Source organism: Pseudomonas sp. FME51 (assembly GCF_014897305.1).
In genome coordinates, this window is sequence record NZ_JABUYN010000003.1 from 270,863 (window position 1) to 287,141 (window position 16,279).

The window sequence follows — 16,279 nt, forward strand, 5'->3', positions numbered from 1 at the left end:
CAATGTCTCGCTTATCGGCATTTGGGACGCAAGGGGCCTGATGTTAGACTCGACACAGCAAAACCGGTCGAGACCGGCCCTTATTCAGTTATCGAAAACGGAAGCGCCCATGCTGCATAAAGTCTTGTTTGATACCGTAGGCAACCAGGCTGCCCGCCTGCTGATGAGCGACGGCGCGCGGCCCACCGCCGAACTGGAAAGCCAATTCAAAGCCTTGGTGCAAAGCGCGCTGGCCAAGCTGGACGTAGTCAGCCGGGAAGAATTTGAAACCCAGCAAGCGGTATTGCTGCGCACCCGGGAACGTCTTGAAGCGCTGGAGAAGCGGGTCGCGGAGCTGGAACAGAAACCCTAACGGAACCGCTGCCTCCCAAGGGAGGCGATCAAGGAGTGATCAATGTCCCTGGCGATTGTTCACAGCCGCGCCAAACTGGGTGTTCAGGCCCCCGCTGTCACTGTTGAAGTACACCTGGCCAACGGCATGCCGGGCCTGGCGCTGGTGGGGCTACCGGAAACCGCCGTGCGGGAAAGCAAGGATCGGGTGCGCAGCGCTCTGCAGAATGCCCGACTGGAGTTTCCCAGCCTGAAACGCATCACCATCAACCTGGCCCCTGCCGATCTACCCAAGGAAGGCGGACGCTTCGATCTGGCTATCGCCCTTGGCCTGCTGGTAGCCAGCGGGCAAATACCCGCCGCCAGCCTGGTGCATTGCGAAGTACTGGGTGAACTCGCGCTATCGGGTGAACTGCGACCGGTACAGGGCGCTCTGCCAGCCGCACTGGCCTGCCGGGACAACCAACGTACTTTGCTGCTGCCGCGCGCTAATGCCGCAGAAGCTGCGCTGGTGCGCGGCGTTACCATCATCGCCGCCGACCATCTGCTGGAACTCTGCGAGCATCTGCGCGGCGAGCAATTGTTGTCACCCGTGGAGTGCAATGCCAGCCCGTCCACCACCGATAGCCTGCCCGACCTGCGCGACGTGCAAGGCCAGGCTCAAGCAAAGCGCGCACTGATCATCGCCGCCGCCGGGTCGCACAACTTACTGCTGTTCGGCCCACCGGGCACCGGCAAAACGCTGCTCGCCAGCCGTCTGCCGGGCATTCTGCCAGCATTGGAGGAAGATGAAGCACTGGAAGTGGCAGCGATTCAATCGGTGTGCGGCCGCGATATGTTGCAGCATTGGCCGACCCGCCCTTTTCGTGCGCCTCATCATGGCGCATCGGCAGCAGCACTGGTCGGCGGTGGCAGCCAACCGCGACCAGGGGAGATAAGCCAAGCTCACCATGGCGTTCTTTTTCTTGATGAGCTGCCGGAATTTGATCGCAAGGTGCTGGAGATGCTCCGCGAGCCCATGGAATCTGGCGAAATCCACATCGCTCGCGCCCGCGAACAACTGACCTTTCCAGCACGTTTTCAGCTCATCGCCGCCATGAACCCCTGCCCCTGCGGCTATCAGGGGGACCCTTCGGGCCGCTGCCGCTGCTCACCGGAACAGGTGGAACGCTACCGCAGCAAACTATCCGGTCCATTGCTTGACCGTATCGATCTGCACCTGGGCATGCACAATGAAGCCTTCAGCCTTACCGGCGAGGCCTACGGCAAACCCGACAGCACCGAAGCTGCCACCTGGGTAGCGGCAGCCCGGGACCAGCAGCTCAAGCGTCAGGGCTGCCTGAATGCACATCTCGACTTGGCCGGTGTACGGCAACATTGTGCGCTGCAACAGGCCGACGCTGCATGGCTGGAACAGGCAGTGGAACAACTGGGGTTATCGCGACGAGCCAGTCATCGCGCCATGAAGGTGGCGCGGACCCTAGCGGATCTGGAGCAGACCGCAAAAATCGGTCGACCGCATCTGGCGGAGGCCCTGCAGTATCGGCAGCTGGACCGTCAGCCGCAGAGTGGACTGCCTTAGAGGGATCGGCCCCAGGACCGTCTCACTCGCAAGTGACAGGTCTGGCAGGCCGGCTCAGGATATCGCTTCGCCCTGTGCCATAAGCCTCAGCGAAGTAGCACAGCTCGTCAAAGGGCAGCGCCGGGCTGATGAAGAATCCCTGAATCTGGTCGCAACCCAATCCGCGGAGAACGTCCATCTGAGTACGTAGCTCCACGCCTTCGGCGACCACTTCGAGTCCGAGGTTGTGCCCCATTTCGATCATCGCCATCACCAGCTGCCGGTCCGCTGGTCGATCAGCAATGCCCCTCACAAAGCTCCTGTCGAGCTTGAGCAGGTTGATCGGTAATTTGTGAAGGTGCACGAAGGAGGAGAATCCGGTACCGAAATCATCCAGGGAAAACCGCACGCCAAGCCCGGTCATGCCGTTCATGGCCAGCGCCACTTGATCAGGACGCTGCATGATGGCTGTTTCAGTCAACTCGAATTCGAGCAGCCTCGCATCGATACCGGTTTCCTCTATCAGGCGCTCAACAGTCGCCAGCAGGCGGCTGTCGAGAAACTGCCGAAACGACATGTTGACCGCAACATTCAGGCCGATACCTCGGCGCTGCAGAATCCTCAGATCATGACAAGCGCGGGCGATGACCCAATAGCCCATAGGTACGATCAACCCATTCTCTTCAGCCAACGGAATGAATTCATTCGGTCCCAGCAAACCACGCTGGGGATGGCGCCAGCGAATGAGCCCCTCCACACCGATGATCTTGCCGCTGCTCAGCTCCACGCGGGGCTGGTAGTGCAATTCCAGCTCATTACTGCGCAGCGCTCGGCGCAGCTGTACCTCCAATTCAATCTGACGGGGGGTCTGCAGACTGATGCCGTCTTGCAATATCTGCGAGGCATTCGCGGCCCGGATCAGCGCGGATTGCAGCTGGTGTCGCTCGCTGGCGTAGCGCAGGCAACGGAGCAGCTCGCTGGCGCCAGCCTGTTCCCCGATGCTGTCGGCAATGCCATCCGGCAAAGCGTCCGCGTGCTCGGCAAGCAGCACCACGGGAACATCATATTGATCGGGCACGGGCAGGAAAGACGCGCGCACCAACAGCACGCATAGCTGTCCGGGCGTCAGCAGAGTAGAAATCTGCTCCCAGCCCGGCGCAATGACGACCTCAGGTGCTCCCGCGGATATCAGACGACTGACCAGCTGTTCAGCGGCTTCCGTGTCATCCAGCACTACAATCCGTTGCAAAGATCTATCCGAAGACAAAATACCCTCTCGTCTCAACATGCTATTAAATCGCAGCGTGCCCCAGCGTAGCTTTTGGCCATCATGATGTCGAGCTTTTCCCGCCGAGCGGGTAGCATACCCTATGCTAGAATCGCGCACCCAACCTAGCGTGAGGTCAATGTGTCGCAACTCAATCCCCGTCAACAGGAAGCAGTCCACTACATCGGTGGTCCCATGCTTGTGCTGGCCGGCGCCGGAAGCGGCAAGACCAGCGTGATCACACGCAAGATCGCCTACCTGATCAAGGAATGCGGCTTACGCGCGCAGAATATCGTCGCGGTCACCTTCACCAACAAGGCTGCCCGGGAAATGAAGGAACGCGTCAGCTCCCTGTTGCGCGGCTCGGAGGGTCGTGGCCTGACCGTCTCCACCTTCCACAACCTGGGCCTGAACATCATCCGCAAGGAGCATCAGCGGCTGGGCTACAAGCCGGGATTCTCCATCTTTGACCAGAACGACGCCCAGGCGCTGATCAACGATCTGATGCAGAAAGATTACGGCGCCGATGACGGTGCGGAAGGCATCCAGTCACAGATCTCTTCCTGGAAGAACGACCTGATCACCCCGGAGGAAGCACTCGCCGCGGCCAAAACGCCGCAGCAGCAAACGGCCGCCAGCGTCTACACGCACTACAACCGCACTCTAAAGGCCTACAACGCGGTCGATTTTGACGATCTCATTCTGATCCCGGTGCTGCTGTTTCAGAACCACCCTGATGTACTGGAAAAATGGCAGTTTCGCATCCGCTACATGCTGGTCGACGAGTATCAGGACACCAATGCCAGTCAGTACCTGCTGGTAAAGATGCTGGTCGGCAATCAGGCGCGCTTCACCGTGGTGGGGGATGACGACCAGTCGATCTACGCCTGGCGCGGCGCCCGCCCCGAAAACCTCGCGCAACTGAAAGAAGACTTCCCGGCATTGAAAGTGGTCATGCTGGAGCAGAACTACCGCTCCACCAGCCGCATTCTGAAAGCCGCCAACACCCTGATCGCCAACAATCCGCACGTATTCGAGAAACAACTGTGGAGCGAGCTGGGTTATGGCGACCCGATCCGCGTCATCCGCTGCCGCAACGAAGACGCCGAGGCCGAGCGTGTCGCCACCGATATCCAGAACCTGCACCTGAAGCACCGGATCCCCTGGAAGGACATCGCCATTCTCTACCGTGGCAACCATCAGTCACGGCTGATCGAACTCAAACTGCAACATCACCAGATTCCTTATCACCTGTCTGGCGGCACCAGCTTTTTCGGGCGCCAGGAGGTCAAGGATCTGATGTCCTACTTCCGCCTGCTGGTCAACCCGGACGACGACAATGCCCTGCTGCGGGTGATCAACGTGCCACGCCGTGAAATCGGCCCAGCCACCCTGGAAAAGCTCAGCACCTATGCCAAACAGCGTGATGTCAGCCTGTTTGCCGCCTGCACCGAGATGGGCCTGGCCGAGCACATGGAACCACGCTACTGCGAGCGCTTACAGCGTTTCGGCCACTGGCTGGAAAACGTACGAAAACAATGCGCGCAGAATGAACCCATCGCCGCGCTGCGCAGCATGGTCATGGACCTGGATTATGAGAACTGGCTGCGCCAGAACTGCTCCAGCGACGAGATCGCCGCCAAGCGCATGGGCAACGTCTGGTTCCTGATGGACTCGCTGAAGAACACCATGGACCGCGACGAAACCGGCGAAACCACCTTCGAAGACGCCATCGCCAAACTGGTGCTGCGTGACATGCTTGAGCGTCAGGAAGAGGAAGAAGACGCCGACCGCGTGCAGCTGATGACCATGCACGCCTCCAAGGGCCTGGAGTATCCGCACGTGTACGTACTCGGCATGGAAGAAGAGATCCTGCCGCACCGCTCCAGCATCGAAGCCGACAGCGTCGACGAAGAGCGCCGCCTGGCCTACGTCGCCATCACCCGCGCCAAGCGCAACCTGACCTTCACCTTCGCCGCCCGCCGCCGCCAGTTCGGTGAAATCATCGATTGTCTGCCCAGCCGCTTTCTGGATGAGCTGCCCAGCGAAGATCTGGAATGGGAAGGCACCGAAGACGTCCCCGTGGAACAGAAGCAGGCACGTGGCAACAGCGCGCTGTCAGACATCCGCAGTATGCTCGGCCGTTAGAAACAGAAAAACCACCGCAATGGGTGGTTTTTCTTTACAGCCTGACTCAACTCAGTTGAGGGACAGAATCCACTCAGCCAGAGCAGCGGCTTCTTCATCATTGACTGCGTTCGGTGGCATAGGGATAGGGCCCCAGTTGCCAGTGGAACCGTTCTTGATGCTGGCAATGATGTGGTCCGCATCACCGGCGTATTTGGCAGCCACTTCCTTCAGCGCCGGACCAACCACCTTGTTGTCCACGCTATGGCAAGCGACGCAAGCCTTGGCGCTAAACAGGGACTCGCCCTGGGAAGTACCACCGGCAGCAGCTTCACTACCAGCAGCCGGTGCTGCAGCTACTGCTTCAGCGCATGGATCGCCTACGACACAGACGCTACCGTAGGGCTTCACGCGCTCGGCGATCGCCTCGTCGGTAGTCGCAAAAGAGTTGCCGGCAACAAGGGCAAGCGTGGCGGCGGAGGCAGCCAGTAATTTTTTCACAATCGTCACTTATACATCCTCATCATGGCTATAGGTATGAGCCCAAGTACGGTGCCCGGACAATGAGCGCGAGTATACCGGTAAACCCTTATGCGGCAAAACAGCAACATCTCTCAGCGACAAGCCGCCGCACCCGGGACCCAACCGGCAACACGCCGAACATTGTACCGAAACCATGGACGAACGGTGGATCTATGCGTATCATGGCGGCCCTTACGCACCCGTAGCTCAGCTGGATAGAGTACTGCCCTCCGAAGGCAGGGGTCACTGGTTCGAATCCAGTCGGGTGCGCCATATTCCTTTAGAATCAAGAATTTAATCTCGCAGCAGTCCATTTTCTTGTGCCCGAATCTGTGGTCACAGAAAAAAGTACTCATTTTTTCGTTCCTATCAGAACAGTCCTAATGACACCTGCCCTCGGCTAATAAAAATCAGCTGAAAAAGCCCTGTGCCCAGAATGTGCCCAAACCGTGCCCACCAGATTTTCTGCATTTTCAGATCAGTTGGATTTTGAGTACTGCCTCCCGAGCCATATCTCTGTTCCAGTCGATGCATTGCACCTCTCGAGCAAGCAGTCAAAGCGATTACAGCCCAATGTCGTTTGACCTAAGATCGAATACTGTCATGCGAGCTGGGCATCCCCGTTTCGCTAATTGCCAACCACTCGGAGCAAATGGACAGGCGCATCGCTCCAAAGCTTGTCGAGATCAGCGTCCTCGCTAGTTGGCTGCTGGCTACTTGACTACCTGAATAAGCAAAGCCGTACCTGTAGCTATGCAGCACCCTTGCGAGAGGTGAGGGTTGTCGACTGTGGACTTGTGGCTGCTGTAGTAATGCTTCGCGAACCGTAGCGGAAGAACTTTCTCAACCTCGTTATCGCAGTGGCCCATTGAGGTGACAGTAAGCACGCGCTCATCCGTAAGCGCTCCATAAACCCCGCCTTGCAACGGGATCAGTAAATAGCGACCTGCCCGCAGTTCCAAGGCAGCAGCGCTTCCAGTTCTTCGGCGTTACTGGCCAGCGGCAGCCGTTCCAACACATACCGCAGCCAAGCATAGGGCTCCTGTCCATTGGCCTTGGCGGTTTCGACCAGACTGTAGATCAGGGCGCTGGCGTGAGCACCCTTCGGCGTATCGCTGAACAGCCAGTTTTTACGACCGATGACGAATGGGCGGATGGCGCGCTCGGCAGGGTTATTGTCGATCGGTAGGTGCCCAGCCTCGGTGTAGCGGATCAGTTTGCTCCAGTTGCTGGCCAGATAGCCGACTGCTTTACCCAGTGCACTTTGCGGCGTTACCTGGCCATGCGTCTTGTCCAGCCAGGCTTTGAGCTGAGTCAGTACCGGTTCACCTTTCTGCTGGCGCAGCAGCAGGCGCTGCCCGGCGTTTACATCCTTGCCTTCACGCTCGATGCCGTACAGCTTGTTGATCAGGCTCAGCGCCATATCGGCGCGCCCGGTCTTACCTTTGGGCTGCGCTTTTTGTGCTTCGATGAACTTGCGTCGGGCATGCGCCCAGCAGCCCAGGCGCTCAATACCGTCCTGTTCAGCCACCGCGTTGTAGCCCGCATAGTCATCGGTCATCAGGTAACCCCGATAACCTTCAAGCAAGCGCAAGGGTACATCCTGGGCACGGTTGGATGTGTAATCAAACAGCACAACCGGATGATCGGGCGGCCCGCCCGTCTGCACCCACATCCAGGATTGACTGGTCGGATCACGATCCGGTTCTTTCAGTACTTGCAGGCGAGTTTCATCACAGTGGATCAGTGGGCCTTCCAGTAACCGGTCACGCAGCAGGTTAACCAGCGGTTGCAGGTGCTCGCCGCATTGGATGACCCAGCGAGCCAGTGTTTGCCTGGACAGTTCGATGCCGTGGCGACTCAGCACTTTCTCGAAGCGGTGCAGTGGCAACCCGTCGACATACTTGGTGGTCAGCAACATGGCCAGGACGCTGGGACTGGCCATGCTCTTTTCAATTAACTGGGCGGGCTTGTCAGCCGTGACCGGTGCCGTTTCGCAACCCTTGCAGGCGTAGACCTTGCGGATGTGTTTGATCACCCGGATCTGCATCGGGATGATTTCCAGCTGCTCGCTGGTTTCTTCACCGATGGCCTGCTTACGGCAACCGCAGTCACAGGTCAGTTCATGCTCGGGCAGCTCATGTATCACTTCAATGCGCGGCAGTTCTGCTGGTAGCGGCTTACGCTTGCCACGCTTCTTCACCGATACGGGAGCAACTGTTTCTTCGTCATCTTCAGCGGGTGTTTCATTGGCCAGGCTTTCGGCTTCGTTGAACATGCCCAGCTGCGGAGAACTCGGATCAGCACTTTGCTCTGATTTGCGCCCGAATAGACGCTGACGCAGCAGCGTGTTTTCTTCCTGCAACTGCGATACGCGAGATTGCATCTGCATCAGCAAATGCTTGAGCTGATCCGGGTCGTTCGGCAGGATGTCGGGGAGCGAAATCATGCCGTGGATTATACCAGCGTCAGGCTACATAGCGCGGTCTCAACACCTTGTGTGGCCGGTTGCGCCACAGGTCAAAACCATCGAGCATCCAGTTCAACTCCTCTGCGGTCAGCTCGATAGCATCGTCCCGGATATCCGGTGGCGCCTTGAACCGTTCAGCCTCCAGACGCTTGAGCCAGAGACAGAAACCGTTGCGCTCCCAATACAGGATCTTCACCCTGTTGCGCGCCCGGTTGAGAAACACAAACAGCACCGGGTCGAACACCGCCGCCTTTATATCCAGCTCGACCAGGGCTGACAGCCCGCCGATGGACTTTCTGAAGTCCACCGGCTTCGGGTACAGGTAGACTTTTTTAACCTTGGCACCTGGGCGCATCATGAGAAAAACCTCCAGAGGGAATACGGGAGGTCAGCATGGCGCGAACAGAACGTTGGTTGTAGGTGGGGTTTATGGAGCGGTTACGCTCATCCGGAGGCACATCTAAAATTGACAACACCTTGCAAGTTGACGCGCCGCCTAGCTGGGCGAAACCAAGCTCTTGAGCATCCGGCTTTACTATGATCGGTTCGATATGCAATGCATACTCAGGACCATCGGTATCGACAAAGTTTCTACTAAACATACCTTTACCACTCCAAACATTGACCCTTTGACTACTTGTGTGCAATAAAAGCACAAATCAACCAATTAATAGGTTAGCTATAAATGCGTACATGGCTCATAACAGGCGCGAATAGAGGTCTTGGCTGGCATATAGCTAACGCCGCCATTGCAGCAGGTGACAATGTAGTAGTAACCGGACGAAACTTGGAGAAAATCGCTGAAGCGTTCAGCGGCTATGATGCTCAAAAGGTCGTTACCCTTGCCCTCAATGTCGCCGTAGAAGATCAGATCAGAAATGTAGTGCAATCCACCGTCGCCACTTTTGGGAAAATCGACATCCTGGTTAATAACGCTGGCTACGGTCAGCTGGGTCCTTTTGAGAACAACAGCGCTACCGATATAGAGAATCAATTCTCCACTAATGTATTTGGCATGTTCAACATGTGCAGGGCAGTACTACCAATAATGCGCGGAGGAACTGAGGGGCACATATTTAACATTGCTTCGATTGCCGGGCTTGTCGGAATGCCAGGTGCTAGCGTGTACTGCGCTTCAAAATTTGCGGTAGTGGGTTTCTCAGAATCACTGGCACAGGAAGTTGCAGGTTTTGGCATCAAGGTTACCGTGGTATCGCCCGGCTCCTTCCGTACCGACTTTCTCGATGCCAGTTCTGCTCGTTTTGGCAGCGCGGATATTTCGGAATACGCCGATTTTTCTAGGAAAATACGGGACTCATCCGATAAAAACAATCATGCTCAACAAGGAGATCCAGCGAAGCTTGGCAGTGCTATTGAGCAATTGGCGCTTCACCCGCAGGCACCGACTCACTTCGTCGTCGGTTCCGACGCCGTCGAGCTCTCAGCCAGCAGACTGGATATCAGACAGCAAGAGCTTGAAACCTGGCACGAGCTCGCAACGTCTACCGATACCGATGAATAAATTCCCCGAGAGCGAATACGAATAAACGATCCTAACGCCCGATCAGCTGCAGAAACTCCTGGCGTGTATTACCAGATTCACGGAATGCACCAAGCATCACCGAGGTATACATGCTGGAGTTCTGCTTCTCCACTCCCCGCATCATCATACACATGTGTTTGGCTTCAATAACTACCGCGACACCACCAGCATCGGTCACCTCTTGTATGGCCTCGGCAATCTGACGGGTCAAGTTTTCCTGTATCTGCAATCGACGGGCAAACATATCGACGATACGTGCGATCTTGGATAGTCCTATTACTTTACCTGTCGGTATATAGGCTACATGGGCTTTGCCTATAAAGGGCAACATGTGGTGCTCACAGAGTGAATAAAGCTCGATATCCTTGACGATGACCATCTCGTCACTATCAGCGTCGAACAACGCATTGTTGACTATTTCATCAAGGGACTGATCATAGCCCCGGCAAAGAAACTGCATGGCTTTTGCTGCTCTTAGCGGGGTACCCAGCAAACCACCACGCTGTGGGTTTTCGCCAAGATTCAACAGTATCGACTCATAGCTGTGTGTCAGGTTTTCAATACTCATCAATATTTTCTCTTACGCAAATTTCAGCATGCCGCCGCCGTTCAAGTCCAGACAAGTACCCGTTACATAAGGATTGTCCATAAGGTAACGAATTGCCTGATAAACAATCTCTGGGCCTGGCTCAATGCCAAGCGCAGAGCGGGAAAGGATTTTTTCCTTGAATGCCGGGCTGTCATCTTCGTTGAACATGATCAAGGCGGGAGCAATGCTGTTGACTTTGATGGCAGGGGAAAAACGCGCAGCGAAGGAGCGTGTCATGTTTTCCAGGCCTGCCTTGGTGGCAAGGTAGGCCACGTGATCAGGGCTGCCGCCGAGCGCATCGTGGTCAGTGATATGGATGATATCGGCAGGGCCTTGCCCGAACCAGTTCGCGCAGGCCATATTGATCAGATAAGGGGCCTGCATATGCACCATGTACATGCTTTGGAAGCTCTCGGCCGTTAACCCGTCATCGCCCAGCCAGAGAGACGCATTGTGAACGATTGCACGCAAGCCAAGCACTTTTTCAGCCAGGGTTTCGATAAATTGGGTTATGCCTGGCGCGCTGGCAAAGTCGGCCACGATAACCTCAATATCTTCCTCCTCCTGCCAATCCTGCCTAAGCCAGCGACAAGTGACGAGGACATGAAAGCCGTCCTCTACCAGGCGACGTGCACAATGCAGGCCTACCCGTTGGGCGCCGCCAGTGATGAGCACCGTCGGTTTGGCCTCGGGTCCGATACCTCTGGGCATATCAATCACCGCTTACTCCGCCCAGGTAGTACCCTACCGCCACGATGTAATTTCCCCTGGTTTTGAACAAAGTGACCTTCTGCTCGTTTTTGCGAGTTACGGGGTTGGGCCACAGGTAGGTAATGTCGCCAACGCCATTCTTTGCCGCAGCATCGAGAATCTGTTGGCCGATCGGATGATCATCCGCCGAGTGCAACTTGCGAAAATCGCTGCTGACCAGTCTTAGATTGTATCCGTGGGCAACGAACCGCTGGGTGTCACGATCAATGACAAAGGCATAGAGGTCGTCCTTGAGGAACGCGGCATCCAGCTCATTGATACGCTCGAACGCCTGCTGAGGGTTTTCAGCGACAGCATCGGAAACATGATCCAGCAGTGTTTTGGCTTCCTCAATGCTTGAACGCTGTATGTAATAGCCAACCGAAAATATTTTGTCGTCCACTCGCTGATAAAACACGCGCTTGCGCTCTTCCCTGCCGTCCTGCCAGCTCAACCAGCGGTAATCGGCATGATGAATCTCATCGCTTTCCGGCAACGCCAGCGCCGCCTTGAATCCCTTGTTCAGGTCATCATTCAATGCGCCGCTGACATCCCGCCCAATGAGATTGGCCGAAGGCCCGCCGCTGGCGAGCATGATGCCCTGGGTATCAATCACATAAACGTAAAACTGGTCTTCGATAAACGCGCCCTGGCGGCTGAAAGCAGCAAGAGCACGGTCGCCATTTTTTTGATAGTAGTCGACAGCCTTGCGCAAAAGCGACTTCGCGCGATCCGCCTCTTCGACGTAGCGATCTTCCGGGATGCCCTGGCCAAATACATTGGCCACCAGGAACATAGCGGCAACCAGAACGACATTTCGACAGATCAATAACATAGCCTATCTCCTACTTGTTGTTTTAGGCGGCGAGGCCAGAACTACCCAACCCTCGTCAAAGATTCCTGCTGATAATCTCTTTCATGATCTCCGACGTTCCACCGTAGATCCGCGCAACGCGAGCATCAACCCAGGCGCGTCCTATCTTGTACTCGCTCATGAAACCGTAGCCACCGTGAAGCTGGAGCAACTCGTCCAGCATTTTTCCCTGCATTTCCGAGCCGAGCAATTTCGCCATTGCCGCCACATCGGCGCTCAGCTCGCCCGCCATGACCTTTTCCAGACAATCATCCACGAATACCCGCAACATGGTCGCCTGAGCTTTCACCTCAGCCAGCTTGAACCGGGTATTCTGGAAATCAAACACGGTGTTGCCAAAGACCTTACGCTCACGCGTATAGGTAATTGTTTCTTCGAGCAAGGTTTCAATCGACTGTGCCGCGCGCAACGCGATGATCAATCTTTCCCAAGCAAGCTGATGGGTGAGGTACTTGAATCCCCGGTTTTCCTCGCCGAGCCGGTTGCTCACCGGTACACGCACGTCGTCGAAAAACAGCTCGGCAGTGTCCTGGCCTTTCAGACCGATCTTGTCGAGCAACCTGCCCTTGGAGAATCCGGCCCGGTCAGCCTCCACACACACCAACGTAAGATCCTTGCCGGCAGGGTCCAGCTTGGTAGCCGTCACCACCAGATCTGCGTTACCGCCATTGGTGATAAAGGTTTTCTGACCAGACACTACATAGTCATCACCTTCTTGGCGCAGTACGGTGCGCATGGAGCGCAGGTCGCTGCCGATTCCCGGCTCGCTCATCGCAATCACGCCCACCATCTCGCCACTGACCATTTTGGGCAGCCATTTGTGCTTTTGCTCTTCAGAACCGTAGGCGATCAGATAAGGTGCGACGATTTCCGAATGGGTGGTGAAACCCACGGCTGTGGCATTGGCGCGTGCGAGTTCTTCGATCATCACCGCCGAGTGCCCAAAATCCCCACCCGCACCGCCGTATTCCTCAGGCACGGTTGAACACAGCAAGCCCATTTCGCCGGCTTTCAGCCATACTTCCTTGGGAACGATGCCGGCCTTTTCCCATTCATGCAGATTCGGAACGATTTCGCGCTCGACAAAGCGACGGGCCTGTTCCCTGAACATGTTGTGGTCTTCACGGAATACGCTACGCATCATGATGGTCCCCTTTGAGCAGACTCATTATTTGTCTTTGAAATTTGGTTCGCGTTTCTCTACAAACGCACTGACCGCTTCGCGGTGATCTTCAGTGTGGTGAGCCAGTGACTGGTAAGCAGCCGACAGCTCGAGCAGCGAATCCAGGCGCATGTGCTGTCCTTCGCGCAGCAGGCGCTTGCATAGGCGCAGAGCGTGCCCGGGGTTCCGCGCGATGCGCTCCGCCAGCGCCAAAGCTTCAGACTCCAGTGCCTCGGGGGTGCAGACCTGCTCAACCAGGCCCCACTCCAGCGCCTTCGCCGCATCGATGGTGTCCCCCGTGAAAGCCATCAGGCTGGCTTTGGGAATGCCGATAATGCGTGGTAGCAACCAGGCGCCGCCGTCACCCGGCACAATCCCGAGTTTCACAAAGCTTTCGGCGAACAGAGCCTTGTCGCTCGCGATGCGGATATCACACATGCACGCCAGATCGAGCCCTGCGCCAATAGCGGGTCCGTTCACCGCAGCGATAATCGGAATATCCAGTTCGTAGAGCGCCAACGGAATCTGCTGGATGCCGTTGCGGTAGGTATCGCGCAGTTCATACGGCGAGCCGGCAAAAATGCCCTCGCGATTCTGCATGTCTTTGATGTTACCGCCCGCACAAAAGGCCTTGCCGTTACCGGTCAGGACCATGACTCTGATATTTTGGTCGCGTCGCAGATCGCGGCAGAGATCAACAAACTCCTGCATCTGGGACGGTTCAGACAGGGCGTTGCGTGTGTCAGGACTATTCATCCTGACCACCGCTACTCCGCCGTTGCGTTGTATCTGTAGAAACTCGCTCATGGATGTGATCCTTGTGTAGGGACGATCAGCTCTTGCTGCTGCGCGTGAGTAATGGCAGGCCAGAAGTTCTGGGCGCCGGCCTTGCACACATGCGCGCCGAGCAGCTTGCTCCAGAATGTCGACGATCCGTATTCACCCCGCCATGCCCAAAGGCGACGGGTAAGCAGCTGCAGCGTGTACTCCTGAGTAAAGCCAATCGCGCCATGCACCGAGTGACCAATCCCCGCTCCGAGACTCGCCGCCTCGGCGGTGCTTATCTTGGCAGCAGCGATACTAAAGGCAGCCAGGTGGTCATTGGATTCGACGAAAGCGGCTTCGGCTGCGATGTTCGCTGCCGCCGTCTGCTCTGCCAGTACAGCCAACTGCTGCTGGATCGCCTGGAATGCCGCAATGGGCCGCCCAAACTGCTTGCGATCCGCCGCGTAGCCGGAGGTGAGTTCCATCAATGCGGTCAGCGCGCCAGCCATCTGGGCTGAGCGCAACATGGCGCCACCGGTAAGCAAGACCGAACCGGAGAGCCCGGCGGGCAAAGATGCCGATGCCATAACGTTCGCCGCAGCGAACTGGAGCGTATCGCGAGGTTCACCGGCAATATTGGTTCCCTGTACGATATTTTTCGCTGCAGCCGGTTCCAGCAAGACGACAGTGCTTTCGGCGCCCTCCCTTACCACCGCAACCACCAGCTCAGCGTGTCGTCCCCATGGAACCTGACGCAGTTCGCCGGAAATCCTGTCACCGTTCCAGTGCAAGGCTGAGTCGGTTGCGATCGTCAACACACCGCTGCGGGCACCAATGCCGGCTTTCTCCAATAACCAATTGCCTAGCAACATTTCAACCAGCGGAACGGGTGCCGCAAACCGGCCTGCGGCACGGGCGATAACGAACAGCTCGGACCAACTGGCCTCTGCGCCACCGGCAGCTTCTGGCGCTCCTGCCAGCAGGATGCCGTTATCTTCCAGGGCGCTCCAGAGATCCGCGGACCAGGCACCGGACTCAGCCGCGCGGGTGTATTCGGGCGTGGCGATGTCGCCCAGCAAGCGTTCTATTGTCGATTCAAAAAGTTTTCGCATTATCTGAGCCCCAATCCACGTGCAATGATCCCGCGAAGGATCTCGCGAGTGCCCCCCCGCAATGAGAAAGACGGCGCCATCTGAGTCAGGTAGGCAAGCACCTGGGCATGATCCGACCCACCGTCCACCTGGGGCTGCTCCTCAACCAGCAATTGCAGCACTTCCGGGAGCTCTTGCTCGAAAACATTGCCCAGATCTTTCACGCAGGAGGCAGCCCATGCCGGGTTCTCACCGTCGCTCAATTGCTTGGTTACCGCCAGCGACATATTGCGCAGCGTCAGCAACCGGGCGGTAATGCGGCCTATTTCCCGAGCCTGGAACGCGTCAGGATCAGGGCCGATAGCCTTGATCGCCGTATGCAGCAAGGCGATGCTGCTGAGAAAACGCTCCGGGCCGCTGCGCTCGAAGGCCAGCTCGGCAGTGACCTGCCCCCAGCCGTTACCCTCTTCACCCACCAGGGCGTCTGCGTCCAGGCGTACGTTATCCAGAAACACTTCATTGAAATGCTCGCCGCCGGCCAGATCGGCGATTGGCCGAATGGTGACGCCGGGCAGACTCAGATCGATGATGAACTGCGACATGCCGCCATGGCGTCCACTTTCTTCCTTCTCACCGGTGCGCAGCAACGCAATCATGTAATGAGAATGCTGGGCATTGGTAGTCCAGACCTTCTGGCCATTGACCAGCCAGCCATTGTCGACGCGCCGAGCGTTCGATTTTATGGATGCCAGGTCGGAGCCGGAATTAGGTTCGCTCATCCCGATACAGAAGTAGCTTTCGCCGCGGCAGATCGGCGGCAGGTATTTTTCTTTCTGAGCTTCGGTGCCAAACCGCAGGATCAGCGGCGCGCTCTGCCGATCGGCGAACCAGTGAGCCGATACCGGAGCACCCGCAGCGAGCAGCTCTTCAATGATCACGTAGCGTGCAAAGGGCGATGCCTCTGCCCCGCCGTACCGTTTCGGTAGCGCCATACCCAGCCAGCCCTTCTGCCCAAGCAGGCGACTGAACTCGGCGTCGAACCCCATCCACGAATAAGCTCGTTTGGCCGCAGGATAATCCTGCAGGGCCTGGTCGATAAAAGCCCTGACGTCAGCACGTAGTGCTTCGGCTTCTGACGGTATGGTGCTGTAGTTAAATTGGGAAATACTCATCAACAAGACACCCTCAACTGCTCGAAGCAATGCAGAAAGCAGGTTTGTTGGTTGGC

15 protein-coding genes, 1 tRNA gene and 1 pseudogene are annotated in these 16,279 nt (G+C 57.0%); 5 read left to right on the top strand and 12 right to left on the bottom strand.

The genetic code is table 11. The features are described from left to right. The first annotated feature begins 109 nt into the window (after window positions 1–109). Complete coding sequence (locus INT39_RS07820; RefSeq protein ID WP_193073400.1) at window positions 110–352, top strand: accessory factor UbiK family protein; 243 nt, start codon at window positions 110–112, stop codon at window positions 350–352. Window positions 353–394: 42 nt separating this feature from the next. Continuing rightward, window positions 395–1,912 carry a YifB family Mg chelatase-like AAA ATPase gene (locus tag INT39_RS07825; RefSeq protein ID WP_193073401.1) on the top strand — a complete coding sequence of 506 codons (1,518 nt, stop codon included), beginning with the start codon at window positions 395–397 and terminating at the stop codon, window positions 1,910–1,912. A gap of 22 nt (window positions 1,913–1,934) precedes the next feature. On the opposite strand, the pseudogene INT39_RS07830 reads toward INT39_RS07825, so the two are convergent. After that, a pseudogene (locus tag INT39_RS07830) lies at window positions 1,935–2,825 on the bottom strand (putative bifunctional diguanylate cyclase/phosphodiesterase); the annotation flags it as partial. 474 nt (window positions 2,826–3,299) lie between these two features. Here INT39_RS07830 and rep point away from each other — a divergent pair. Beyond that, complete coding sequence (rep, locus tag INT39_RS07835; RefSeq protein WP_193073403.1) at window positions 3,300–5,306, top strand: DNA helicase Rep; 2,007 nt, start codon at window positions 3,300–3,302, stop codon at window positions 5,304–5,306. Window positions 5,307–5,357: 51 nt separating this feature from the next. On the opposite strand, the gene INT39_RS07840 is transcribed toward rep, so the two are convergent. Then, window positions 5,358–5,696, bottom strand: coding sequence for a c-type cytochrome (locus INT39_RS07840; protein ID WP_193073458.1), 339 nt, complete (start codon window positions 5,694–5,696; stop codon window positions 5,358–5,360). Window positions 5,697–6,003: 307 nt separating this feature from the next. Between INT39_RS07840 and INT39_RS07845 the strand changes: the two genes are divergently transcribed. Then, a tRNA-Arg gene (locus INT39_RS07845) sits at window positions 6,004–6,080 on the top strand. A gap of 658 nt (window positions 6,081–6,738) precedes the next feature. On the opposite strand, the gene tnpC is transcribed toward INT39_RS07845, so the two are convergent. Genes tnpC through INT39_RS07860 form a run of 3 tightly spaced genes read right to left on the bottom strand, consistent with a single transcriptional unit; the run spans window position 6,739 to window position 8,879 of the window. Then, entirely contained in the window at window positions 6,739–8,256 is a 1,518-nt protein-coding gene (gene tnpC / locus INT39_RS07850; protein WP_090271536.1) for an IS66 family transposase, read from the bottom strand. A 19-nt stretch (window positions 8,257–8,275) separates the two neighbouring features. Beyond that, on the bottom strand, window positions 8,276–8,635 hold the full coding sequence (gene tnpB / locus INT39_RS07855; RefSeq protein ID WP_226944610.1) for an IS66 family insertion sequence element accessory protein TnpB: 360 nt from the start codon (window positions 8,633–8,635) through the stop codon (window positions 8,276–8,278). After that, window positions 8,610–8,879, bottom strand: a complete 270-nt coding sequence (locus INT39_RS07860; protein ID WP_172828695.1) for a hypothetical protein — start codon at window positions 8,877–8,879, stop codon at window positions 8,610–8,612. The genes tnpB and INT39_RS07860 overlap by 26 nt, the downstream gene beginning before the upstream one ends. A gap of 83 nt (window positions 8,880–8,962) precedes the next feature. Here INT39_RS07860 and INT39_RS07865 point away from each other — a divergent pair, with 83 nt between their 5' ends. Then, a complete protein-coding gene (locus INT39_RS07865; protein WP_090274772.1) occupies window positions 8,963–9,799 on the top strand; it encodes an SDR family NAD(P)-dependent oxidoreductase in 837 nt (278 codons plus the stop codon). Window positions 9,800–9,830: 31 nt separating this feature from the next. Here INT39_RS07865 and folE read toward each other — a convergent pair whose 3' ends face one another. The 7 genes from folE to INT39_RS07900 are packed head-to-tail and all read right to left on the bottom strand — an operon-like array spanning window position 9,831 to window position 16,223. Then, window positions 9,831–10,388 (bottom strand): GTP cyclohydrolase I FolE, encoded by a 558-nt coding sequence (gene folE, locus INT39_RS07870; RefSeq protein ID WP_090276554.1) that lies wholly within the window; start codon window positions 10,386–10,388, stop codon window positions 9,831–9,833. 12 nt (window positions 10,389–10,400) lie between these two features. After that, on the bottom strand, window positions 10,401–11,120 hold the full coding sequence (gene folM, locus INT39_RS07875; RefSeq protein ID WP_090276556.1) for a dihydromonapterin reductase: 720 nt from the start codon (window positions 11,118–11,120) through the stop codon (window positions 10,401–10,403). A gap of 1 nt (window position 11,121) precedes the next feature. Then, window positions 11,122–11,994: a cache domain-containing protein gene (locus INT39_RS07880; protein WP_090274774.1), complete on the bottom strand. Its 873-nt coding sequence runs from the start codon at window positions 11,992–11,994 to the stop codon at window positions 11,122–11,124. Between the two features lie 55 nt (window positions 11,995–12,049). Next, complete coding sequence (locus tag INT39_RS07885) at window positions 12,050–13,174, bottom strand: acyl-CoA dehydrogenase family protein (protein ID WP_090276558.1); 1,125 nt, start codon at window positions 13,172–13,174, stop codon at window positions 12,050–12,052. Window positions 13,175–13,201: 27 nt separating this feature from the next. Then, window positions 13,202–14,002 (bottom strand): crotonase/enoyl-CoA hydratase family protein, encoded by an 801-nt coding sequence (locus tag INT39_RS07890; RefSeq protein WP_090274776.1) that lies wholly within the window; start codon window positions 14,000–14,002, stop codon window positions 13,202–13,204. After that, window positions 13,999–15,072, bottom strand: coding sequence for an acyl-CoA dehydrogenase family protein (locus INT39_RS07895; RefSeq protein ID WP_090274778.1), 1,074 nt, complete (start codon window positions 15,070–15,072; stop codon window positions 13,999–14,001). The genes INT39_RS07890 and INT39_RS07895 overlap by 4 nt, the downstream gene beginning before the upstream one ends. Then, the gene (locus INT39_RS07900; protein WP_090274780.1) at window positions 15,072–16,223 is read right to left on the bottom strand and encodes an acyl-CoA dehydrogenase family protein; all 1,152 of its coding nucleotides are present in this window, start codon (window positions 16,221–16,223) and stop codon (window positions 15,072–15,074) included. Before INT39_RS07900 ends, INT39_RS07895 begins: the two co-directional genes overlap by 1 nt. Window positions 16,224–16,279: the final 56 nt, after the last annotated feature.